We start from the raw sequence: 22,284 nt of genomic DNA on the forward strand, positions 1-22,284 counted from the left end.
TCCGCACATGGTTGGCGGGTTGTGACCCATCAGCTGGTTTAGACCAATATGCTGGAGTGCGTGACGGGTGCCGAAATCGATTTCGTGATCACCGGGGGCCGGCTGGCCGCACCGGAAGAGGAGACCAACGACGCCACCTGGCTGGCCGTGTCGGGCGGCTCGATCAGCGCGGTCGGCAGCGGCACACCGCCCGAGGGCAGACACCTCGACGTCGGTGGCGCGCTGGTCGTTCCCGGGTTCGTCGACACGCACTGCCACGGCGGCGGTGGTGGCTCGTTTTCCAGCGGGCAGCCGGAACAGCTGCTCCGCGCGATCGCCGCGCACCGCAGGCACGGCACCACCACCCTGCTGGCGAGCCTGGTCTCGGAAGCCGTGCCGGAGCTGGCGCGGCAGGTGGGCGCGCTGGCCGAGCTGGTCACCGACGGTGAACTGGCCGGGGTGCACCTGGAGGGGCCGTTCATCTCGAAGGCCCGCTGCGGGGCGCACGATCCGGGCGCACTGCTCGAACCGGACACCGGCACGGTGACCAAACTGCTCAAGGCGGGCGAGGACGCCATCCGGATGATCACCCTCGCCCCCGAGCTGCACGGCGGGGTCAAGGCCATCCGCCAGCTCACCGAGTCCGGGGTGATCGCCGCGATCGGGCACACCGACGGCGTCGAGGAGCAGATCCGCCCCGCCGTGGACGCCGGGGCCACGGTCGCCACCCACCTGTTCAACGGCATGCGCCCGCTGCACCACCGCGAACCGGGCCCGATCGGCACCCTGCTCGACGACGAGCGCGTGACCGTCGAGCTGATCTGCGACCTGGTGCACGTCCACCCGACGATGCTGCGGCTGGCCGCCAGGCACGCCGGTCCGGAGCGGACGGTGCTGGTCACCGACGCCATGTCGGCCACCGACGCGGCCGACGGCAGCTACCGGCTGGGCAGGCTGGAGGTGGACGTGACCGACGGGGTGGCCACGCTCGCCGAGAACGGTTCGCTGGCCGGGAGCACGCTGACCATGGACGCCGCGTTCCGGAACCTGGTGCGCGGTGCCGGGCTGTCGATCGGCGAGGCGGTGCGCGCCACGTCGACGCGTCCGGCGGAGCTGCTCGGCATCGAGAAGGAGACGGGCTCGCTGAAGCCGGGGCTGTCCGCGGACCTGGTGGTGCTCGACGAGGACCTGCGGCCGTCGCGGGTGCTGCGGCGGGGCCAGTGGATAACCGGTGTCGGCTGATCCCGATACCCTTTTGCGCGTGAGTGAGCCGGAAGACCCCGAGCGCCTGCTGGCCGAGGCGTTGCGGGCACAGGCCGTCCGGGCGCCGCAACCGGCGCGCCCGGCGGAACCGGTCGAGCCGCCGACCGAACTGCTGGCCAAGCCCGCGTTCCCGGCCCCCGCCGGGTACGGCCTGCTCTCCGGTGCGGACGCCGGTTCACTGGAACGCGAGCGCGCGGCGCTGGAACCCCCGTCCGAGCAGCCGGTCGCGGCGACCAGGGCGGAGGCGGGCCCGGCTCCGGTGGCGGCGCGCTGGGTGCTGCTGCTGGCCGCGCTGCTGGGCCTGGCGGCGGGTGCTGTCGCGGGACTGCTCACCCTGCTTTGAGGGCCCGCCCGCCGGCCCACCACCGCCCTCCACCGCCCTCCACGGAGGCGCACGGAGGCGCACGGAGGCGCTGCGCGCCGCTGCTTCAGCCTGGCCTGTACCGTGTCCCGGCGTGAACATCGATCAGATGAGCCTCATGCCGGATTGGCTCAACCCCGAGGTGCTGCTGTCGGGGCTCGGCCCGGTCGCGCTCGGCGTGCTGTGCCTGATCATCTTCGCGGAGAGCAGCATCTTCCCGGTGCTGCCGGGTGACTCGCTGCTGTTCACCGCCGGGCTGCTGATCGCCAACGACTCCCTCGACCTGCCGCTGTGGCTGGCCTGCGTGTGCGCCACCGCCGCCGCGCTGATCGGCAACGTGGTCGGCTTCGGCATCGGCTGGAAGGTCGGCCCGGCGCTGTTCAAGCAGAACTCGCGGTTCTTCAAGCAGGAGTACGTCGACCAGACGCACGGCTTCCTGGAGAAGCACGGCCCGAAGGCGGTCGTGCTGGCCCGGTTCGTGCCGTTCGTGCGGACCTTCATCACCTGGATCGCCGGCATCGGGCGGATGGACCCGAAGAAGTACTTCACCTACACCGTGCTCGGCGGCATCCTGTGGGCGGCGGGCCTGATCGTGCTGGGTGCCCTGCTCGGCGAGATCCCGCTGATCAAGAACAACGTGGACGCCATCTTCATCCTGATCGTGCTGATCTCGTTCCTGCCGATCGTCTTCGAGTACCTCAAGGGCCGCCGGGAGAAGAAGCGCGACCTGGCTGCGGCTCCGGCGGAGCCGCAGCCGTAGGACCGGGTTACAGGGCGAACATGGAACCGGGGTTGAAGATGTTCTCCGGGTCCAGTGCTCGTTTGATCTCCCGGTGCACCCGCAGGCCGACCGGGCCGATCTCCCGCGCCAGCCACTCCCGCTTGATCTTCCCGACCCCGTGTTCCCCGGTGACCGTTCCGCCCAGGGACAGCCCGACCTCCAGGATCGCGTCGAACGCCCGTTGCGCCCGCGCGAACTCGTCCTCGGAGTCCGGGGAGTAGACGATCGTCGGGTGCATGTTGCCGTCGCCGGCGTGGCCGACCACGGCGATCCGCAGCCCGACCTCCTCGCTGATCCGCTGGCACCCCGCGATCAGCTCGGCGATCCGCGTCCGCGGCACGCACACGTCGTCGGTCAGCCAGACGCCGTAGGTCTCCAGCGCGGTCAGCACCACCCGCCGCGCCTGCAGCAGCATGTTGCCCTCGGCCAGGTCGTCGGTGGCATAGGTCATGTCGGACCCGCAGTCGAGGCAGATCTGCTCCAGTGCCGCCAGCTCCCGCCGCGCCACCTCGCCACCGGAGTCCGACTGGCACAGCAGCAGCGCCTGGCAGTCCGAGCCCGCGCCGATGTCGGTGCGCAGGTAGGTCTCGGCCGCCTTGATCGAGGTGGCGTCCATGATCTCCATCAGCGACGGCACCAGGCCCTCGCGCACCACCCTGGCCACCGCCTCCCCGGCGGCCGCGGTGCTGGTGAACCCGGCGACCAGGGTGGCGGGTGCCTGCGGCAGCGGTTTCAACGCCACCGTCGCCTGGGTGATCACGCCGAGCGTGCCCTCGCTGCCGACGAACAACCGCGCCAGGTCGTAACCCGCCACGCCCTTGACCGTGCGGCGGCCGGTCTTCAGCAGTGACCCGTCGGCCAGCACCACCTCCAGGCCGAGCACCGAGTCCGTGGTCACGCCGTACTTCACGCAGCACAGCCCACCGGCGTTGGTGGACAGGTTGCCGCCGATCGTGCACCAGTCGTAGCTGGACGGGTCCGGCGGGTAGAACAGCCCGTGCTTCTCCACCGCGTTGCGGAAGTCGAGGTTCACCACCCCCGGCTGCACCACGGCGAGCCGGTTGCCCGCGTCGACCTCGACGATCTGGTTCAGCTTGGTCAGCACCAGCACCACGCAGCCGTCGACGGCGTTGGCCGCGCCGGACAGCCCGCTGCCCGCACCCCGCGGCACGATCGGCACCTTCGCCTCGGCGCACGCCCGGACCACGGCCTGGACCTGCTCGACGTCGGCGGGCAGCACCACCGCCAGCGGGGTGCCGACCGGCGCGAGCGGCATCATGTCCCGCGAGTAGGCAGCGGTGACGTCGGTGTCGGTGAGCACCGCGTCCCCGCCGAGTTCGGCCCGCAACCTGGTCACCAAGGCGTCATCGCTCATCACCCCACGGTATGCCCTTCCCCCCAATGGAAGAAGTCGCCGGATTTTTTCCGTGCGGTGTGTATCTGGGACCGCCCCCGCTGCGTCATATGGGGCAACGATCACCCGCAGCGCGCGCGGGGTGGTCGCCGGCAGGGGCCGGGTGGTGTCCGACAGCCGAGGGGGCCGCCGGACACCACCGCCCCTGGGAGAGGAACCCGATCAGCCCTGACGAGGAGGTGCAGTGCTCGCACGAAGCGGGGAGTTCCGGAGAACGGGGCCGGTGTGGCCGGGAACGGCCCTAAGGGGGTTATCGGCCCGGCCGGGATCGGGACGTGCGAGCGGTGCCCGGGGGAACAGGGCCACCCGGGAAGGGGGCAGGCGGCCGCGGGGGCGGGGCCGCCTGGGATGGGTGGGGTTCGCCGGTCGGCGCCGGGCTTGGTCCTCGACCAAGGCCGCCGGGCGCCGGCCGGCACCCACTCCGGCGACCCGGAGTGGACGAGCACACCGCGAGGTGTGCTCTTTTCCGTGTTCAGGTAATACCCTCCTACTACGCCAAGTAAGTGACAAATGTATCCAGCACTGACCCATGTGCTCTCTAACCCCGATGGTGCCGCGATACTGCGAGCGCCAACTTGAGGAGCAGCAGACACCCGTTGGGGGGTCGATTCAGTGACCGAAGTGCGAACCGCCGAGGCGGATCCACCGTGGGAGGGCCTCCAGGGCACCGACCTCTACGCCGCCTGCATGCAGGCGGCGAGGGCGGGTGATCGGGTGGCCATGGATCGGCTCGTCGCCGAACTGACCCCGCTGGTCTGGCACGTGGCCAGAGCCAACGGGCTGGACCGGCACACCGCCGAGGACGTGGTCCAGACGGTGTGGCTGGCCCTGTTCAGCCACCTCGACCAGCTGCACGAACCGCGGGCGCTGGCGGGCTGGCTGATCACCACCGCCCGGCGGGAGGCGCAGCGGCCCTACGGCCGGAAGACGCCACCCGTCCCGCTGACCGAGGAGATGGCCGAGCGGGTGGAGAGCACCCAACCGGCACCGGAGGCCGAGGCCGTGCGCACCGACCGGGACAGCCGGATGTGGCGGGCGTTCCTCAACCTGCCGCAGAACTGCCAGGACCTCCTCCGGCTGACCGTCCTGGCTGGCCGCGCCGAATACCACTCGGTGGCCGAAGCACTGCGGATACCGCGTGGCAGCATCGGACCGACCAGGCGACGCTGCCTGACCCGGTTGCGCACATTGTTCGAGGCCGAAGGGGGCAGCCAATGAACGGAATCGAGGAGTTCGGGGGGAGCGCGAATCCCGAGGACGAGGCGCTGCTCGCGGACCTGGACCGGCTGATGGACCAGCTCGACCCGCCACCCGGCGACCTGGTCGAGCGCGTGCAGTTCGCCATCGCGCTGGAGAGCCTGGACGTGGAGGTGGCCCGCTGGGTGCACGCGAACGCGCTGGAAGGCGTGCGCGGCGGCAGCGACGAGGGCACGATCACCTTCACCGTCAGCGATCTGACCGTGATGATCAACCTGACCAAGATCGGGAAGCACCACCGGATCGACGGCTGGCTGGTGCCCGCCGGCGAACACGGGGTCGAGGTGCGGGTGGCCGAGCACGGCACCACCTCCACCACGGCCGACGAGGGTGGCCGGTTCGTGCTGGACGACGTGCCGCGCGGCACCACGCAGATCGTGGTGTACGTCGGCACGGAGGCCTCCCGGCGCACCGTCGTCACCCCGACCGTCGTGCTGTAGGCGTGCCGTGGGGGTGGCCTACGCCACCTCCACGGTCTTCCGGCGCCGCAGCAGCACCACGGCCTGCACGCCGGTGTAGGCGAGCAGGACCGTGCCGAGCACGGCCGTCACGTGCAGGCCGTCCACGAAGGCCGCCTTGGCGGCGTCCAGCAACTCCCCGCTGACCGTCGCCGCGGCTCCGCCGAGGGTCTCGCGAGCCGCCTCACCAGCGCTTTCCGGCACCCCGGCCCGGTAGACGGCGGTGGCCACGCTGCCGATCACCGCGGTGCCCAGCGCCCCGCCGAGTTCGAAACCGGTTTCCGAGATCGCCGACGCCGCCCCCGCGCGCTCCGGCGGGGCGGCCGTGACGATCAGGTCGTTCGTCAGCGTTTCCGACAGCGCCACACCCAGGCTGACCAGCACGAACCCGGTCACCAGCGCGGCCAGCCCGGAATCGGCGCCCAGGGCGAGCAGGCACGCGAACCCACCGGCCGCGAGCAGCAGCCCGGCACCGATCAGCGCGTGCACCGGCAGCCGCCGGGCCAGCCGGGCGGCGAGCAGCGCTCCGGCCACCCCGGCCACCGTGGTCGGCAGCAACCACAGCGCGGCGACCATCGGCCGCAGCCCGAGCACCAGCTGCAGGTACTGCGGCACCAGGAACAGCAGCCCGGTCAGCGAGAACACCCCGAGCAGGTTGGTCACCACCGAGGTGGAGAACGCCCGGTTCCGGAACAAGCCGAGGTCGAGCATCGGATCGGCCAGCGTCCGCTGCCGCCGCACGAACAACACCCCGATCCCGGCGCCGGCCAGCACGCTCACCACGGCCTGCCAGCCGAAACCGTGCTCGGCGAACAGCTTGATGCCGTAGACCGCCGGCAGCATCGTCGCCAGTGACAGCACCGCGGACAGCGGGTCGAAGCGGCCGGGGTCCGGGTCGCGCGCCTCCGGCAGCAGCAGCGGCCCGGCGATCAGCAGGAGCACCATCACCGGCACGTTGATCAGGAACACCGAGCCCCACCAGAAGTGCTCCAGCAGCCAGCCGCCGAGCACCGGCCCGAGCGCCATGCCGCCGGAGAAGCCGGCGCTCCACACCGCGATCGCCACGCGCCGCTGCGCCTGGTCCAGGAAGATGCCCCGGATCAGCGACAACGTCGACGGCATCAGCGTCGCCCCGCCGACGCCGAGCAGCGCCCTGGCGGCGATCAGCAGCCACGCGCTGGTCGCGAACGCGGCCAGCACCGAAGCCACGCCGAACGCCACCGCACCGGCGAGCAGCAGCCTGCGGCGGCCGATGCGGTCGCCGAGCGTGCCCATCAGCACCAGCAGCCCGGCCAGCATGAACGAGTAGATGTCGACGATCCACAGCTGCTCGGTGCCGGTCGGCGCGAGGTCCTCGCTGAGGTACGGCAGCGCGAACCCCAGCACGGTCATGTCCACGCTGATCAACAACACCGGCAGCACCAGCACGGCCAGCGCCGCCCACTCCCGGCGACCCGCCTCGACCACGATTTCTCCCCTGAAGACTGAACAGTCCGGACGGTACAGTTTCCGCCCGGACTCGAAGGTAAACCGTCCAGACGGTACAGTCAACTCGTGCCCAAGCCTTCCGCCCGCGAAAGCGTGCTCGACGCGTACGAGGCCATCCTCATCGAGCACGGTCCCGGCTCGGTGACCCTGGACGCCGTCGCCGCCAGGGCCGGGGTGTCCAAAGGTGGCCTGCTCTACCACTTCGGCTCGAAGGAAGCCCTGCTCGACGGCCTGCTGGACCGGCTGAGAAGGCTTAGCCTCGCCGACATCGAATACGCGAAGTCCGCTCCCGAAGGCGTGGTCCGCTACTTCCTCACGTCCTCGGTGACCGACGCCTCGATGGACAAGGCGGCCCACCGGGCGTCGATGGCGGCGCTGCGGCAGGTCGGCAGCGACGACCGCGTCACCGAGACGATCAAGGAGTGCGCCCAGCTGTGGCGCGACCTGGTCGCCGAGCACGTCGACGACCCGCTGACCGCCGAGATCGTCGGTGCCCTCGGTGACGGCCTCTACCTGCGGGCGACCATGGGCGAGGAGACCGCCACCCTGACGAACCGGCTGGACGAGGTCCTGCACCGCCTCGGTCTCTGAATCCCCTCCGAAGTTGGTGGCCTCAGCCACAACCCGGGTAATCGAGTTGCGCGCACCCGGTCTCGAGGCACATCCTTGCCGGAGGCAACTAGTTGCAGAGATCAAACAACCCAAAGCCGACATTCCCCGCGAAAGACCCGCTCATGGCACCTCTCCACGGCGATCCACCCCAGGCCAGCGAGGCCGAACTGGACTTGGCCGACCAGCTCGGCTTCCAGCTCGTCCGCTTCATGCGCCTGGTCAACCGCGCCAAGGCCCAGGTCGCCAAGCAGGGGCCGGACGGCATCGAACGGGCCGCCTACGCGATCCTGTTCACCCTCATCCACGAGGGACCGCAGCGCACCAGCAAGCTCGCCGAAGCACTGCACTCGGAGATCTCCACGATCAGCAGGCAGAGCAGTTCCCTGGTGCAGCACGGCCTGGTCGAGCGCACCGCCGATCCCGAGGACGGCCGCGCCTGCCTGCTCGCGCCCACCGCCGAGGGCCTGCGGGTGTTCGAGGAGAACCGCAAGTCGCGCAACCAGTGGATCGCCGCGCTGCTCGCCGACTGGCCGGAGGACGACCGGCACACCCTGATGCGCCTGCTCGACCGGCTCAACGTCGGCATCGAGCAGCAGCAGGCGCAGCACGCCGAAGACCAAGCACAGCCCAAGGGGGGCACCCGATGACCCGCGCCGCGAACCCGGTGCAACCACCACAGCACGCCGCGCCGGAGAAGGAACCCGAGCGCCTGACGCACCGGCAGATCGTCACCATCCTGATCGGCCTGATGTCCGGCATGTTCCTCGCCGCGCTGGACCAGACCATCGTCGGCACCTCGATCGTGCGGATCGCCAACGACCTGCACGGCTTCGACCTGCAGGCGTGGATCACCACCGCGTACCTGATCACCTCGACGATCGTCACGCCGATCTACGGCAAGCTGTCCGACATCTACGGGCGACGGCCGTTCTACCTGGCCGCGATCTCCATCTTCGTGGTCGGCTCGGTGGCCGCCACCTTCGCCGACTCGATGTACCAGCTGGCCGCCTTCCGGGCCATCCAGGGCCTCGGCGCCGGTGGCCTGATGTCGCTGGCGATGACCATCATCGGTGACATCGTGCCGCCCCGGGAACGCGCCCGCTACCAGGGCTTCTTCCTGGCCGTGTTCGGCGTGTCCACGGTGCTCGGCCCGGTGCTCGGCGGCTTCTTCGCCGACATCGACTCGATCGCGGGCATCACCGGCTGGCGCTGGGTGTTCCTGATCAACGTGCCGATCGGCCTGATCGCCTTCGCCGTGGTGGCCAAGGTGCTCAACGTGCCGCACGAGCGCCACGACCACCGCATCGACTGGTGGGGCGGGCTGGCGCTGGTGGTGGCCGTGGTGCCGCTGCTGATCGTGGCCGAGCAGGGCAACAAGTGGGGCTGGGGCTCGGCCGAGGCCATCGCCTGCTACGTCATCGGCGGCGTCGGCGTCGTGCTGTTCCTGTTCGTGGAACGGCTGATGAAGGACGAGGCGCTGATCCCGCTGCGGTTGTTCGGCAACGGCACCTTCTCGGTGGCCATCGCCGGCAGCTTCATCGTCGGCATCGGCATGTTCGGCGCGATCATGATGATCCCGCAGTACATGCAGGTGGTGCAGGGTTACTCGCCGACCGAGTCCGGGCTGCTGATGCTGCCGCTGATGGTCGGCATCATGACCGCGTCGGTGGTCTCCGGGCAGATCACCAGCCGCACCGGCCGGTACAAGATCTTCCCGATCATCGGCACGCTGATCATCACCGCCGGCTCGGTGTTCTTCGCGCAGGTCGAGTACGACAGCGCGCTCTGGCACCCGCTGGTCGCCGCCGGCATCATCGGCCTCGGCCTCGGCAGCTGCATGCAGACCCTGGTGATCGCGGTGCAGAACGCCGGGCCGCGCAGCGACATGGGCGTGTCCACCGCGACCGCCACCTTCTTCCGCCAGATCGGTGGCACCGCGGGTGTGGCGGTGTTCCTGACCATCCTGTTCAACACCCTGGCCGACAACATCGCCAAGGCGTTCGGCGGCGCGCTGCCGCCGGAGGCCGGGGCGCAGCTGGGCAACTTCCAGGCCGACACCTCCGGTATCGCGAACCTGCCGGAGCAGCTGAAGGTGCCGGTGCTGACCGGGTTCACCGAGTCGATCACCACGGTGTTCTGGTGCGCGGCGGCGGTCACCCTGGTGGCCTTCGTGGTGCTGCTGTTCATGCGGGAGATCCCGCTCGCCGGTGGGGCGCCCCCGGCCGCGTCGATGATGGAGGGCGGCGAAGCGCTGGTGGAGGACGAGAAGCCCGCCCCGAAGCACGCCGACAACACCTGGGACGAAGTGGACCAGGCGCTGCGCGAGCCCGAGCTGGTGGGGGCACACGCGCGACCGGAGGGGAACGGGCACGCCAGGATGTCGGGTGTGATCCAACCGATTTCGAACGCGGCCGTCAGCGGGCGGCTGGAAGCCGGGCCGCCGATCAGCGGGTACGTGCGGCGGCAGGACGGCAGCCCGGTGGTCCGGGCGGCGCTGACGCTGATCGACCAGAGCGGCCGCCAGGTCTCGCGCGCCACCGGCGGTGGCGACGGCGAGTACACCATCGGCACCCCGGGTCCCGGCACCTACGTGCTGATCGTCTCCGCCTTCGGGCACGAGCCGCAGGCATCCAGCGTGGTGGTCGGCGACGGCCCGGCGAAGCTGGACCTCACGCTCGCCGGTTCGGGCGAGGTCAGCGGCCTGGTCACGTCGGCGGTTTCGGGTGAGCCGCTGCGCCGGGTCACCGTCACGCTGACCGACGAACGCGGTGAGGTCGCCGGGGCGTCGAGCACCGACGAGACCGGCCGGTACTCGTTCCACGGCATCGGCGCGGGCAGCTACACGCTGGTCGCCAGCGGGGAGCACCTGCGGCCGCTCGCGGTCACCCTGACCGTGCCGGAGGGCGGGGTGCTGCGGCACGACGTGACGCTCACCGGGGCGGTGGTGCTCACCGGCACCGCGCGCAACGAGGCGGACCTGCCGGTGCCGGACGCGCGGATCACCGTGCTCGACCAGGAGGGCCGGGTCGCCGCCGTGTCGCGGACGAACGACTCGGGCAACTACGTGATCAGCGATCTGCCCGAAGGCACCTACACGGTCGTGGCCAGCGGGTACCCTCCGGCGACCAGCAGGCTCGAGCTGGCGGGTGGCGGTGACTCCACCCACGACGTCCGGCTCGGCTACGACCAGGTGATCGACGAACTGACGAACGGACGGGCATGAGCACAGCGGGACTGCGGGCACGGGTCAGCGGCGCCGAAGGCTGGGCCGTGCCGCACGCGGTGCTGACCGTGACCGACCTGAGCGGCAAGCAGGTGGCCAGGGTGGAGGCGGACGAGCTGGGCGTGGTCGGCACCCAGCCGCTGCCCGCCGGTGTCTACACCGCGGTGCTCACCGCGGCCGGGTTCGCCCCGGTCGCCCGCACCGCGCGGGTCGGCGCCGACGGCTCGGGCACGCTCGGCGAGATCGTGCTGGAGTCGAACGCGGAGGCGGTGCAGTTGCCGCCCGCCGGTCCGTGGGTGATCGACCCGGCGCACTCGTCGGTCGTGGCCACCGCCCGCCACCTCGGCATCGCCAGCATCAAGGCGCGGTTCTCGGAGCTGTCCGGGCGGATCACCGTGGCGCGGCCGGCCGAACGGTCCTCGGTGCACGCCGAGATCAAGGCGGCGGCCATCGACACCGGCATCCAACTGCGTGACGACCACCTGCGTTCGCCGGACTTCCTGGACGTCGAGCGGTACCCGGTGATCGAGTTCGCCAGCACCGGGCTGCGGCAGCACAGGCCGGTGAACTGGACCGTGCACGGGGTGCTCACGCTGCACGGGCAGCAGCGGGAGGTCGAACTGGACCTGCGTTACGGCGGCTGCGAGGCCGATCCGTGGGGTGGCACGCGAGCCGCCTTCCACGCCGAGACGCAGCTGCGGCGGGACGACTTCGCGATCAACTACAACGCCATGGTCCGGGCCGGGGTGGCCGCCATCGGCACGGTGGTGAAGGTGGAGCTGGACATCCAGGCGGTCCAGGGGGAGGCCCTGCCGCCGATGTAACCCGATCGTGCGGATTCAGGCTGGTCTTGGGTTCGGCACGTAGGCTGCGGGCGTGACGGAGGTGCTGGCCGCGGGTACCGGCGTCAGCTGGCTGGACACGGCCGGGCCGACGCTGGTGTGGATCATCGTGCTCAGCTTCGTCTTCGTCGAGTGCGCGCTGATCGTCGGCCTGTTCCTGCCCGGTGACTCGCTGCTGTTCGGCGCGGGCGTGGTGCTGGCGCAGCACCACGCCGAGCTGAGCGCGTGGCTGCTGTCGCTGGCGGCGCTGATCGTGGCGGTGCTCGGCAACCAGGTCGGCTACTACATCGGCAGGCACACCGGCACGCGGCTGGTGGCCCGCCGCGGTGGCAAGGTGCTCAACCGGCACAACCTCGAACGCGCCCGCGCCTTCCTCGACCGGCGGGGTTTCTTCGCCATCGTCGCGGCGCGGTGGATCCCTTGGGTGCGCACGCTGGCGCCGCTGATCGCCGGCGCCGCCCGCATGGACCCGAAGCGCTTCGCACTGGCGACCGCGGCCGGTGGCCTGCTGTGGGTGCCGACGCTGGTGCTGCTGGGGTACTACGGCGCCGGGTTGCTGGACGCGCTGCCGTGGGTGAAGACGGTGCTGGTGTGGCTGAGCGTGGCGTTCTTCGTGCTCGGCACCGGCTGGGGCGTGTGGCGGTACCGGCAGGAGATGAAGAAGCCGGTGGACACCGACGCGGAGCTAACTGTCGGTATCGGCCCAGACCTCGAGCTGGATCCCGTCCGGATCACGGAAGACGACGACCTCGGACCCGGGAAGGGTGCGTGAGGCCTTCGCCGCGCTGTAGGTCACGCCGTGCTCGGCGAGGCGGCGTTCCCAGTCGCGGAGTTCCTCGCGGGAGCTGACGCAGAAGGCCACGTGGTCCAGCCCGGTGCGCCGCTCGTCGAACCAGGGCCGCTCGGTGTCGGGGTGCTGCACCAGGACCACGGAAAACTCCTGGTCGGAGGATTTGAGCACCACCTTGCGGAGCCCGGTCTCTGGATCCTCGCGCCGGGTGGCCTCCTCGAGGTCGAGCACCCGCACGTACCACGGCACACTCCGGTCGACGTCGGTGACCGTGAGGGCCAGGTGGTGCACGGACTTCAATCTCGGCATCGGTGGTAGCCGCCCTTTCCTCGTTGAGCCGCTTCCGACCCTCACCCACCCTCCGTGAATTCCTCGTTGCCGCCCACGTACCCGACCTTGTCGACCACAAAACGTGACCCACCTGTGCCCGACCTCAAAGGATTCCCGGGCGGAACCGGACTTGCTGACGAGCCGCGGACACCACCCATTCCCAGTCCTGTGGCGTGCTCAGCCAACGCCGGTAGACCACCTCGGTCTCGTCCCGAAGGCGACGCGGTCCGGCCTGCTCCAGCAGCGCGGTGCACGTGACCGACCGGCTCGCCTCGCGCTCGTCCCAGCGGGGCCGCCAGTTCGCCAAGACCGGGCTGGACTGCACGAGAACCGGGCGACCGGTGGCGGTGCCGTCGCCATGCACGGTGAACCGGACGAGGAAGCCGTGGTGCACCGGCACGAGGATGAGCGCGCCGGGACGGGCCTGCTCGACCCAGGCGTACGGCAACCCGCCGAGGGCGATGCCGCCGTGCGCGAACACCCGGTCGAACGGCGCGTACCTCGGTGCGCCCCCGGCGCTCTCGCGGTGGAGCACCGACACGTGCCCGTAGTGCCGCTGAAGGCGCTTCCTGGCCAGCACCACCCGGTCGACGTCATTGTCCACTGCGGTCACCAGCCCACCGTGCCCGACGGTCTCGGCGAGCACCGCCGTCGTCACCCCGGCTCCGACGCCGATCTCCAGCACGGAGTGGTCGCGCTGCAGTTCGAGCTGCTGGAGCGCGCGAATGCACCGAGCCGAGATGGCTGGGGAGCCGATCTCTCCGGCCGCCACCAGCTCTTCCAGGAATTCCTTGAGTCCGCGCTCCCTGACCATGTCCACCCTCCAGCTGGTCATGACGACTTGTCCAGAGCATCCGGCTATATTGGTCCTGATGTCAATACCAGTTGGCGCCGCCGATAGAGTGATGCTGGTGGTGACGTCCTGAGGGGCTGACCAGTTGGAGGTGTCTCGATGATCGACCGGGCGAGCGGCCTGCCCGCATACCGGCAGGTGGCCGACGACCTGCGGAAGAAGATCAACACGGGCGAGTACCACCCCGGCGACAAGCTGCCTTCGGAACGCGTGCTGGTGGACACCTACCAGGTCTCCCGCATCACCGTTCGTGAAGCCGTCGGCTTGCTCAGGGCGGAGGGGCTGGTGAGCGCCGAGCACGGGAAGGGCGTGTTCATCCGTCCGCCGCACAGGGTCGAGCGCCTCAGCCGCAGCCGCCTCAGCCGCGCGGCGCGCGCGGCGAACAAGAGCGCCTTCCTGGGCGATGCCGCAGCCCACCGGTTCACGCCCTCGGTCGAAGTCGAGATTCGGACCGAGGTCCCCGGCAAGGAGGTCGCGGCGCTCCTCGGGATCGAGGAGGGCGCCGAAGTCCTCGTCCGCGAGCGCATCATGAAAGCGGACGGGCACCCGATCCAGCTCGCCACCTCACGGCTCCCGAGGTCGATCACCGCGGGAACGGCCATCGAGCAGGCCGACACCGGGCCCGGCGGGACCTACGCCCGCCTCGAGGAAGCCGGGCACGAGCTCGGGCACTTCAGCGAGACCGTCGGAGCGCGCATGCCGACGCCCGAGGAGGCGTCCCTGCTCCAGCTCACCGCGGGCACGCCGATCCTCGTGGTGCGCCGCATCGCGTTCGACCAGGAAGGCACGGCCGTCGAGGTCAATGACATGCGCCTCGCCGGGGATCGCTACGAGCTCGCGTATGAGTTCCCCGCCGACTGAGGTTCAGCGGCCACCAGAGACGGCCAGCACCGCACCCGCGGCGAACGAGGCGGCGGGCGACAGCAGCCACAGCACCGCAGCCGCGATCTCCCCCGGTTCCCCCGGCCGGCCCATCGGCACGCCGGGCCCCAGCCGGTCCAACCGGTCCGGCACCCCCGCCGTGGCGTGGAACGAGGTGTTGACCAGGCCCGGGGCCACGGCGTTCACCCGGATGCCGGCGGCCGCCACCTCCTGCGCCAAACCGAAGGTCATCGTCTCCACCGCCGCCTTGCTCGCGGCGTAGTGAACCCACTCGCCCGCCGAGCCCAGCCGGGCGGCCGTGGAGGTCACGTTCACGATGGCACCACCGCCGGTCATCCGGCGCACGGCTTCCCGGCAGCACAGGAACACCCCGGTGACGTTCACGTCCATCACCCGCCGCACGGTGTCGACGTCCTGCTCCACCAGCGGCGCCGCCCGGCCGACGATGCCCGCGTTGTTCACCAGCCCGTACAACGGGCCCAGCTCCGAGGCCGCGTCGAACAGGGCGCCCACGTCCGGCTCCGAGGACACGTCCCCCTGCACCGCCAACGCGCGCCGGCCCTGCGAAGAAACCCGGGAGACCACGTCGGCGGCGGCGGAGGCGTCCCCGGCGTAGTTGACCACCACGTCGTAGCCGCTCGCCGCCGCCTGCACACAGATCTCCGCACCGATGCCGCGGCTTCCCCCGGTGACGATCACCACACTCATGGCGCCACCCTAGAGCGAGAAGTTCACCAGCGACACGTCCTCGACGATCAGGTCCGCGCGCGACGCCGTCGTCGCGATCAGGTCGGCGTTGCGCTGGTCCGAACCCCGCGCCCGCTGCTGCGCCTGGACCAGTGACCGCCCGTAGTGCCGGTGCCGGGTGACCAGCCGCTCGATCCGCTCCTCCTCGTCCGGCCGCAGGAACCACACCTCGCTGAGCAGCGGCGGGATCCGGGACCACGGCGAGGACTCGAGCAGCAGGTAGTTGCCCTCGGTGATGACCAGCGGCACCTCCGGCGGCACGGCCACCGCACCGGCGATCGGCTCCTCGATCTCCCGCCGGAACTCCGGCGCGTAGACCGTCTCCCCGCCCGCCGCCAGCCGCGACAGCAGGCTGACGTAACCGGCGGCGTCGAAGGTGTCCGGCGCGCCCTTGCGCTCGGTCCGCCCGAGGCGCCGCAACTCCACCTGCGCCAGGTGGAACCCGTCCATGCCGACCACCGCCGCCCGGTTGCCCAGCGCGTTCGCCAGCCCCCACGCCAGCGTGGTCTTCCCCGACGCCGGTGCACCGACGATGCCCAGCACGGCCCGTTCCCCCGACTTGATCAACCCCTGCGCCCGCGCCAGCAGGTCCTCGAACGAGGTCATCGCACTCCCTTCCTCATCTCGCGGACCGCGGGCACCCACGCCCGCGGCCCGGCGTGCCACACCCGTTCGGCGGCCACCTCGTTGGCGAAGCGGATGCGCTCCACCAGCGGCAGGTCCGCGCCGTAAGCGAACGCGCCGTGCCAGACGTCCCCGGCGCCCAGCGTGTCGGCGGCTTCCACCTCGGGCACCGGCACCGTGCCCGAAGAGTCCATTGTGGAATACCGCACCGGGTCGGCGCCCGCGGTGGTGATCACCACGGGCACGGTCAACTCCGCGGGCGCCCGGAAGTGCGCCGAGCACGCCGCGACGTCCACCAGCGGCAGCAGTTCGGTCAGCACCGGCTTCCAGCTCCCGGCGTCGAGGACCACCGGCACGCCGAGTTCGCGGGCCCGTCGCGCGACGGCCAGCGCCAGCGCCGGGTGGTGCCCGTCCAGCAGCACGCAGTCGCCGTGCACCTCGTCCAGCAGCGAAGAGACTTCGAACTCCGGCACGTCGGCGGCGTTGTGCGAGACGACCGTGCGCTCCCCGTCGGCGTCGCGCACCGAGACCGCGCTCACCGGCGGTGGTGACACCCGTGACGGCAGGGCGTCGACCACCCGCACGCCGTACGCCTCCAGGTCGGCCCGCGCCAGGTCGGCGAGCGGGTGGGCACCGAGCACGGTCAGCAGCACCGCCTCGCCGCCCAGCGCCGCCACCGCCACCGCCGCGTTCGCCGCCGGACCGCCCGCGGCCACCTCGACCGCGAGCGACTGCACCTTCTCACCCGGCGAGGGCAGTTCGCCCACCCGCTGCACTAGATCCACAGTGGACAGTCCGGCGAGCACCACCCTCATCCGGACAGCCCCGCCCGCACCGCCGCCGGGACCTCTTCCACCGCGCCGTCCTCACCGATCCGCAGCGCGCCGGTGATCAGCCCGACCACCTGGTTCATCGTGTGCGTCTTCGGCGACACCACGGCCACGCGCCTGCCGAGCCGGTGCACGTGGATCCGGTCGGCGATCTCGAACACGTGCGGCATGTTGTGGCTGATCAGCACCACCGGCAGGCCGCGCTCGCGGATGCGGTCGATCAGCGCGAGCACCTTGCCGGACTCGGCCACGCCGAGCGCCGCGGTCGGCTCGTCCATGATCACCGCCTTGGTGCCGAACGCCGCCGCCCGCGCCACCGCCACGCCTTGGCGCTGCCCACCGGAGAGCGTCTCCACCGGCTGCGTGATGGACTTGACCCGGATCCCCAGCTCGTCGAGGATCCGCTGCGCTTCGGCCCGCATGGTCGCGGTGTCCAGCTTGCGCACGAGGCCCAGCGGCCCGGAACGCCGCTTTTCCCGCCCCAGGAACATGTTCGACGCGATGTCCAGCGCGGGTGCCACGGCCAGGTCCTGGTACACCGTCTCGATGCCGTACTTGCGCGCGTCGATCGGCGTGCGGAAGTGCACCGGCTCGCCGTCCAGGAGGATTTCGCCCTCCTCCGGCACCAGCGCGCCGGACAACGCCTTGATCAGGCTGGACTTCCCGGCGCCGTTGTCCCCGACCACCGCGAGCACCTCACCCGGGTACAGGTCGAAGTCGGCGCCGTCGATCGCGGTCACCCGGCCGTAGCGCTTGACCAGGCCACGAGCGGACAGGATCGGGTTCATCGCTGCCTCCTGGCGAATCGGTCCACCGCGACGGCCGCGATCACCAGCGCACCGGTCGCCACGTCCTGGTAGAGCGCGTCCACGCCCAGCTGGGTCAGCCCGGACCGCAGCACCGCCACGATCAACGCGCCCATCATCGTGCCGAGCACCGAACCGCGCCCGCCGAACAGGCTGGTCCCGCCCAGCACCACGGCGGTGATCGAGTCGAGGTTGCCCAGCTGGTAGGCGTTCGGGTCGGCGTTGGGCACCCGGCCCAGCGCCTGCCAGGCGGCGATGCCGAAGATCACCCCGGCCACCACGTACACCGACAGCACCGTGCGGTCGACCTTGATGCCCGACAGCCGCGCGGACTCCGGCGCGTTGCCGACGGCGTACACGTGCTTGCCCCACGCCGTCCTGGTCAGCGCGTACCACATGACCAGGTACATGATCAGCGCCAGCGTCATGCCGTAGGTGATTTCGATGCCGCCGAACAGGTAGCGGCGGGTGCCGAGCCAGCTGATCAGCCCGTCGGCCACCGGGATCGCCTCACCCCCGGCGAACAGCCGACCGGCCGCGGTGAGCATGGTGAGCATGCCGAGCGTGACGATGAACGGCGGCAGCTTCACCTTGGTCACCAGCGAACCGACCACCGCGCTGATCACCACCGTCGCGGCGATCCCCAGCAGCAGCGCGAAGATGCCGTCGACGCCACCGGTGAGCAGCTTCGCCATGATCAGCGTGGCCAGCACCATCGAAGCCGCGTTCGCCAGGTCGATCCCGGCGGTCAGGATGATCAGCGTCTGCCCGAGCGCGAGCGTGCCGATCACCAGCGACTGCTGCACCACCAGGGACATGTTGTCCAGGTTGAGGAAGGTGTCGGTGGACACCGAGAACACCACGACGGCGGCCACCAGCGCCAGCGCCGGGCCGACGGCCGGTGCGCGCAGGAAGAACTCGCCGATGGTCGGCCGATCGGATTCGGCGGTGGCGGTGGCGGTGCTCATTTCTCCCCCCAGCAGTTCTGCAGACCCCAGTCGGTGTTCTGGCTCTCCACACCCGGCATCGGCTTGTCGGTGATCACCACGGACCCGGTGTTGTTGAAGCCGCTCGGCTTCTTGCCGGTCCTGGCGTATTCGACGGCGGCGAGCACCCCCTGCTCGGCCATCTTCTTCGGGAACTGCATGACCGTGGCCGCGTACTGGCCGTCACGCACGTTCTGCACGCCCTCGCAGCCGCCGTCGATCGAGCCCATCACGATCTGGCCGGTCAGCCCGCGTGCCTTGAGCGCGGCGTGGGTGCCGCGGCCCATCGGCTCGTTCATCGTGTAGACGGCGTTGATGTCGGTGGTGCGCTGCAGCAGGTTCTCCACGCCCTGCTGGGCGGTGCTCTGGTCGCCGTTGGCCGGGGTGGACCCCTTGATCTCCGGAGCGCCTTCCGGCAGGCCGATGCCGGACAGGAAACCGGTGTGCCGCTGGGTGTCGACCGTGCTGCCCGCGGTGCCGTCCACCATGAGCAACTTGGGCGGGGTGCCGCCGAGCGCGGCCTTGACGTAGGCGCCCTGCTGCTGCCCGGCCGCGAAGTTGTCGGTGGCGAAGGTGGCGTCGACCGCCTCCGCCGGTTCGGTGGCGGTGTCCAGCGCGATCACCAGCACACCGGCCTTGCGGGCCCGGTCGATCGCGTCGAGCACGCCGGTGGACGAACTCGGCGTGATCAGGATCGTGGTCGCGCCCTGCTGCATCAGGTTTTCGATGGCCCGGACCTGGCCGTCGTTGTCGCCGTCGAACTGACCGGCCAGCGCGCTGAAGTCGGCGCCGTTGGCCTGCGCGGCCGCGCTCGCCGCGGCCCGGAGTTCGACGAAGTAGGGATTGGTGTCGGTTTTGGTGACCAGGCCCACCTTGGCCTTGCCCCCACCGCCACCGGAGTTGGTGCTGCCGCCCCAGTGCCGTTCGACGGTGCACCCGCCCGCCGACACCAGCACCGCGGCCACCAGCCCCGCGGTCAGAGTTTTTCGCACGACATCCTCCGCGTTGAGGATCGGAACAGATGACCCGGGACGGTAGAACGGGCTATGCTGCGGCGCAAGCGTTTGCGCAAACGCTTGCTCACTCGTCCGTGAAACCCGGTGGAAGGAGCCCCGTGCCGCCAGGACGCTCATCCCGCCCCACCCAGCGAGACATCGCCGAGATGGCGGGCGTCTCCATCACCACGGTTTCGCACGTGGTCAACGGGACCCGCGCGGTGGCGGAGGAAACCAAGGCCGCCGTGCTGCGCGCCATCGAAACCACCGGCTACACCGGCGACGCGATCGCGCGCTCGCTGGTCACCGGAGGTACCCGATCGATCGGCGTGGCAATCTCGCTGATGGCCAATCCGTACTTCGCCATGCTGATGCAGGCGGTGGAACGCGAGGCGGCGGCGGCCGGGTACACCGTGCTGCTGGCCGACACCCACGACGAGCTGGAGACCGAGCAGGCGACCGTGCGGGCGTTGCGCTCGCGTCGCGTCGAGGGCCTGCTGATCACGCCGGCGCCGGGTGACGGCCAGGTGGTCGGCGAACTGGTGTCGCTGGGTGTGCCCACGGTGCTGGTCGACCGGCTGGCCACCCGCGGCGACGTGGACCAGGTCGGCGCGGAGAACATCCAGGCCACCTCGGCGCTGACCGAGCACCTGGCTTCGCTGGGGCACCGCCGCATCGGCTTGATCAGCGGCGCGGCCGGGCTGTCCACCAGCGAGGAGCGCACGCTCGGCTACCGGCTCGGGCTGGGCCGCGGTGGTCTGGTCTGGAATCCCGAACTGGTCGAGTGCGGGCATTCGTCGCGGGACGGCGGGGCCGCCGCCCTGCGCAAGCTGCTCGCCCTGCCGGAGCCGCCGACCGCGCTGGTGGTGGCCAACGACGGCATGATGGTCGGGGTGCTGCACGAGGCGCGCAGCCGTGGCCTGAAGATCGGGCGGGACCTGCCGGTGGTGGTCTACGACGACGTGGAGTGGGCGGATCTGGTCGACCCGCCGCTGACCACGATGGCGCAGCCCATCGAGGAGATCGGCAGGCGCGCGGTGCGGCTGCTGCTGGCCCGGATCGCCGACCCCGACCGCAAGGCCGAGGTGATCCGGTTGCCCCCGACGCTGCGACACCGAGAGTCGTGCGGCTGCGGCGGGATTCACCCGGTTCGTTGAATTTCTGCCTCATCGAGTGACTCCCGACCGGATGACGCCCGGATCGGGGATATGTTCGGCGCCGGTATTCGAGAGCGTCTTATCGGGCGGGCACGTTCTCATCAGGCATCGAGGGGCCGGGAGAGATGACCGCACTGTCACACGACATTCCACTCTGGGGCTGGGGCTGGGGCACGCCCGTCACGCATCGACTCGGCGTGGCCATGGCGTTCGACGCCACCCCGTACGCGACCGACCTGTCCAGGGCGATTGAAAGCGCGGCGGCCGACGCCGGCTGCGCGGTGACCTTCGCCGAAACCGAAGACGCCGCGGGGGTGGAGATGGACGCCGTGCGCTCGCTGCGCGCGGGCGGCATCGACGGCATCCTGCTCACCCCGGCCGCCGGGGACGACGTGGTGGTCACCAGCCTGGTGCGCCTCGGCGTGCCGACCGTGCTGATGGACCGGCTGGCCACCCGCGGCGACGTGGACCAGGTCGGCACCGAGAACATCCAGGCCATGTGCGACCTGGTCCGGCACCTGGCCGAGGCCGGGCACCAGCGGATCGGCCTGGTCGCGGGCGCGGTGGGCGTGGCGGTCAACGACGAACGCGCCCTCGGTTACCGCCTCGGCCTTGGCCGGGTGGGCCTGACCTGGCAACCGGACCTGGTGGCCTGCGGCGAATCCACCGCCGGCGGCGCCGCCGCAGCCGCCGCGCGCCTGCTGGACATGGCCGAGCCACCCACCGCCCTGGTCGTCGCCAGCGAAGCGATGATGATCGGCGTCCACTACGAGGTCCACCGGCGTTCCCTCCGGCTCGGCACCGACCTGGCCCTGACCGGCTACGGCGACGCCGACTGGATGGCCGAGGTCGACCCCGCGCTGACCACCATGGCGCCACCGATCGAGGAAATCGGCAGGCGGGCGGTGCACACCCTGATCACCCGCATCGCCGACCCCGACCGCCGCCCGGACTCGGTCCGGCTCCCCCCGCTCTTCAACCACCGCTCCTCCTGCGGCTGCGATCCCCACAACCCCTGACCGCGCGCACTCCCCACGGCTGTTGTCCCGACGACACCTGTGCCTGAGCACGGGTGGCACCGCACCCCGCACCAGCGGCCAGCCGCTCGATGACGTGGCAGTGGGGAGGGCCTGGCACCCGGGAGGCGCGGCAGCCGCAAGAACCTGACAGCCCAGGAAAGCGCGCCAGTCAGGAAAGCGCGACAGCCGAAAGCGCGGCAGTGGAATGGCGCGGCAACCGGAAAGGCGCGGCAACCGGGAAGGCGCGGCAGTCAGGAGACCCTGACGGCCGAGAGGACCTGGCAGTCAGAAGAGCGCGGCAGGCTGAAGGGCCTGGCAGCAGGGGACGCGACAGCCGAAGGGCCTGACAACCGGGAGAGCGCGGCAGCCGGGGGCGCGGCAGTCAGGAAACAGGAAAGCGTGGCAGCCAGGAAGCGCGGCAGCCGGGAAGGCGCGACAGCAGGGAGCGACCATCGCAACGGGAACGGGCACCCACCCCACCGAAATCAGGCACCCCGTTACCTTTTTCGTAGTTCCTGATCAAGGAGCTGTGGTCGCCAGGTTCGGCATGACTGATGCCCCCAGTCGAGCCCATGATCCGGGGGGTG

Annotated in this window: 23 protein-coding genes; 13 read left to right on the plus strand and 10 right to left on the minus strand. The window is 70.8% G+C overall.

Features of this window, described 5'->3' with window-relative positions; genetic code table 11:
• Nucleotides 1-84 precede the first annotated feature (84 nt).
• The 3 genes from nagA to AC07EG_RS29750 all read left to right on the plus strand — a co-directional run bounded on the left by nagA (nt 85) and on the right by AC07EG_RS29750 (nt 2,363).
• Complete coding sequence (gene nagA / locus AC07EG_RS29740) at nt 85-1,221, plus strand: N-acetylglucosamine-6-phosphate deacetylase (protein WP_478256544.1); 1,137 nt, start codon at nt 85-87, stop codon at nt 1,219-1,221.
• 19 nt (nt 1,222-1,240) lie between these two features.
• A complete protein-coding gene (locus tag AC07EG_RS29745; protein ID WP_478256515.1) occupies nt 1,241-1,585 on the plus strand; it encodes a hypothetical protein in 345 nt (114 codons plus the stop codon).
• 127 nt (nt 1,586-1,712) lie between these two features.
• Nucleotides 1,713-2,363 (plus strand): DedA family protein, encoded by a 651-nt coding sequence (locus tag AC07EG_RS29750; protein ID WP_478256545.1) that lies wholly within the window; start codon nt 1,713-1,715, stop codon nt 2,361-2,363.
• A gap of 7 nt (nt 2,364-2,370) precedes the next feature.
• Here AC07EG_RS29750 and AC07EG_RS29755 read toward each other — a convergent pair whose 3' ends face one another.
• Nucleotides 2,371-3,759, minus strand: coding sequence for an FAD-binding oxidoreductase (locus AC07EG_RS29755; RefSeq protein WP_478256516.1), 1,389 nt, complete (start codon nt 3,757-3,759; stop codon nt 2,371-2,373).
• A gap of 651 nt (nt 3,760-4,410) precedes the next feature.
• On the opposite strand from AC07EG_RS29755, the gene AC07EG_RS29760 reads away from it, so the two are divergent.
• Together AC07EG_RS29760 and AC07EG_RS29765 are read left to right on the plus strand one after the other, a co-directional pair.
• Nucleotides 4,411-5,016, plus strand: coding sequence for an RNA polymerase sigma factor (locus AC07EG_RS29760; protein ID WP_153036418.1), 606 nt, complete (start codon nt 4,411-4,413; stop codon nt 5,014-5,016).
• Nucleotides 5,013-5,495, plus strand: coding sequence for a carboxypeptidase regulatory-like domain-containing protein (locus AC07EG_RS29765; protein WP_478256517.1), 483 nt, complete (start codon nt 5,013-5,015; stop codon nt 5,493-5,495). Before AC07EG_RS29760 ends, AC07EG_RS29765 begins: the two co-directional genes overlap by 4 nt.
• A gap of 18 nt (nt 5,496-5,513) precedes the next feature.
• Here the strand turns inward: AC07EG_RS29765 and AC07EG_RS29770 are convergent, their stop codons facing one another.
• The gene (locus tag AC07EG_RS29770) at nt 5,514-6,980 is read right to left on the minus strand and encodes an MFS transporter (protein ID WP_478256518.1); all 1,467 of its coding nucleotides are present in this window, start codon (nt 6,978-6,980) and stop codon (nt 5,514-5,516) included.
• Nucleotides 6,981-7,067: 87 nt separating this feature from the next.
• Here AC07EG_RS29770 and AC07EG_RS29775 point away from each other — a divergent pair, with 87 nt between their 5' ends.
• From AC07EG_RS29775 to AC07EG_RS29795, 5 genes are all read left to right on the plus strand, one after another.
• The gene (locus tag AC07EG_RS29775; RefSeq protein WP_478256519.1) at nt 7,068-7,592 is read left to right on the plus strand and encodes a TetR/AcrR family transcriptional regulator; all 525 of its coding nucleotides are present in this window, start codon (nt 7,068-7,070) and stop codon (nt 7,590-7,592) included.
• A 143-nt stretch (nt 7,593-7,735) separates the two neighbouring features.
• A complete protein-coding gene (locus AC07EG_RS29780; protein ID WP_478256520.1) occupies nt 7,736-8,260 on the plus strand; it encodes a MarR family winged helix-turn-helix transcriptional regulator in 525 nt (174 codons plus the stop codon).
• Entirely contained in the window at nt 8,257-10,836 is a 2,580-nt protein-coding gene (locus AC07EG_RS29785) for an MFS transporter (RefSeq protein ID WP_478256521.1), read from the plus strand. Before AC07EG_RS29780 ends, AC07EG_RS29785 begins: the two co-directional genes overlap by 4 nt.
• Nucleotides 10,833-11,660 carry a YceI family protein gene (locus tag AC07EG_RS29790; protein WP_478256522.1) on the plus strand — a complete coding sequence of 276 codons (828 nt, stop codon included), beginning with the start codon at nt 10,833-10,835 and terminating at the stop codon, nt 11,658-11,660. Before AC07EG_RS29785 ends, AC07EG_RS29790 begins: the two co-directional genes overlap by 4 nt.
• Before the next feature lie 52 nt (nt 11,661-11,712).
• Complete coding sequence (locus AC07EG_RS29795) at nt 11,713-12,450, plus strand: DedA family protein (protein WP_478256523.1); 738 nt, start codon at nt 11,713-11,715, stop codon at nt 12,448-12,450.
• Here AC07EG_RS29795 and AC07EG_RS29800 read toward each other — a convergent pair.
• Both AC07EG_RS29800 and AC07EG_RS29805 read right to left on the minus strand, forming a co-directional pair.
• Nucleotides 12,364-12,777 carry a VOC family protein gene (locus AC07EG_RS29800; protein WP_478256524.1) on the minus strand — a complete coding sequence of 138 codons (414 nt, stop codon included), beginning with the start codon at nt 12,775-12,777 and terminating at the stop codon, nt 12,364-12,366. The two genes, AC07EG_RS29795 and AC07EG_RS29800, sit on opposite strands and share 87 nt — an antisense overlap.
• Nucleotides 12,778-12,901: 124 nt before the next feature.
• Entirely contained in the window at nt 12,902-13,633 is a 732-nt protein-coding gene (locus AC07EG_RS29805; RefSeq protein ID WP_478256525.1) for a protein-L-isoaspartate O-methyltransferase family protein, read from the minus strand.
• Between the two features lie 117 nt (nt 13,634-13,750).
• Here AC07EG_RS29805 and AC07EG_RS29810 point away from each other — a divergent pair, with 117 nt between their 5' ends.
• Complete coding sequence (locus tag AC07EG_RS29810; RefSeq protein ID WP_478256526.1) at nt 13,751-14,512, plus strand: GntR family transcriptional regulator; 762 nt, start codon at nt 13,751-13,753, stop codon at nt 14,510-14,512.
• Between the two features lie 3 nt (nt 14,513-14,515).
• On the opposite strand, the gene AC07EG_RS29815 is transcribed toward AC07EG_RS29810, so the two are convergent.
• The 6 genes from AC07EG_RS29815 to AC07EG_RS29840 are packed head-to-tail and all read right to left on the minus strand — an operon-like array spanning nt 14,516 to nt 19,518.
• Entirely contained in the window at nt 14,516-15,241 is a 726-nt protein-coding gene (locus AC07EG_RS29815) for an SDR family oxidoreductase (RefSeq protein ID WP_478256527.1), read from the minus strand.
• A gap of 9 nt (nt 15,242-15,250) precedes the next feature.
• Nucleotides 15,251-15,886 carry a nucleoside/nucleotide kinase family protein gene (locus AC07EG_RS29820; protein WP_478256528.1) on the minus strand — a complete coding sequence of 212 codons (636 nt, stop codon included), beginning with the start codon at nt 15,884-15,886 and terminating at the stop codon, nt 15,251-15,253.
• Entirely contained in the window at nt 15,883-16,719 is an 837-nt protein-coding gene (locus tag AC07EG_RS29825; protein WP_478256529.1) for a PfkB family carbohydrate kinase, read from the minus strand. The genes AC07EG_RS29820 and AC07EG_RS29825 overlap by 4 nt, the downstream gene beginning before the upstream one ends.
• The gene (locus tag AC07EG_RS29830; RefSeq protein ID WP_478256530.1) at nt 16,716-17,522 is read right to left on the minus strand and encodes an ATP-binding cassette domain-containing protein; all 807 of its coding nucleotides are present in this window, start codon (nt 17,520-17,522) and stop codon (nt 16,716-16,718) included. The genes AC07EG_RS29825 and AC07EG_RS29830 overlap by 4 nt, the downstream gene beginning before the upstream one ends.
• Entirely contained in the window at nt 17,519-18,508 is a 990-nt protein-coding gene (locus AC07EG_RS29835) for an ABC transporter permease (protein ID WP_478256531.1), read from the minus strand. Before AC07EG_RS29835 ends, AC07EG_RS29830 begins: the two co-directional genes overlap by 4 nt.
• Nucleotides 18,505-19,518 carry a substrate-binding domain-containing protein gene (locus AC07EG_RS29840; RefSeq protein WP_478256532.1) on the minus strand — a complete coding sequence of 338 codons (1,014 nt, stop codon included), beginning with the start codon at nt 19,516-19,518 and terminating at the stop codon, nt 18,505-18,507. Before AC07EG_RS29840 ends, AC07EG_RS29835 begins: the two co-directional genes overlap by 4 nt.
• Nucleotides 19,519-19,640: 122 nt before the next feature.
• Here AC07EG_RS29840 and AC07EG_RS29845 point away from each other — a divergent pair, with 122 nt between their 5' ends.
• Nucleotides 19,641-20,678: a LacI family DNA-binding transcriptional regulator gene (locus AC07EG_RS29845; RefSeq protein ID WP_478256533.1), complete on the plus strand. Its 1,038-nt coding sequence runs from the start codon at nt 19,641-19,643 to the stop codon at nt 20,676-20,678.
• Nucleotides 20,679-20,803: 125 nt separating this feature from the next.
• Nucleotides 20,804-21,697 carry a LacI family DNA-binding transcriptional regulator gene (locus AC07EG_RS29850; RefSeq protein WP_478256534.1) on the plus strand — a complete coding sequence of 298 codons (894 nt, stop codon included), beginning with the start codon at nt 20,804-20,806 and terminating at the stop codon, nt 21,695-21,697.
• Nucleotides 21,698-22,284: the final 587 nt, after the last annotated feature.

Source organism: Amycolatopsis sp. NPDC045836, assembly GCF_056431745.1.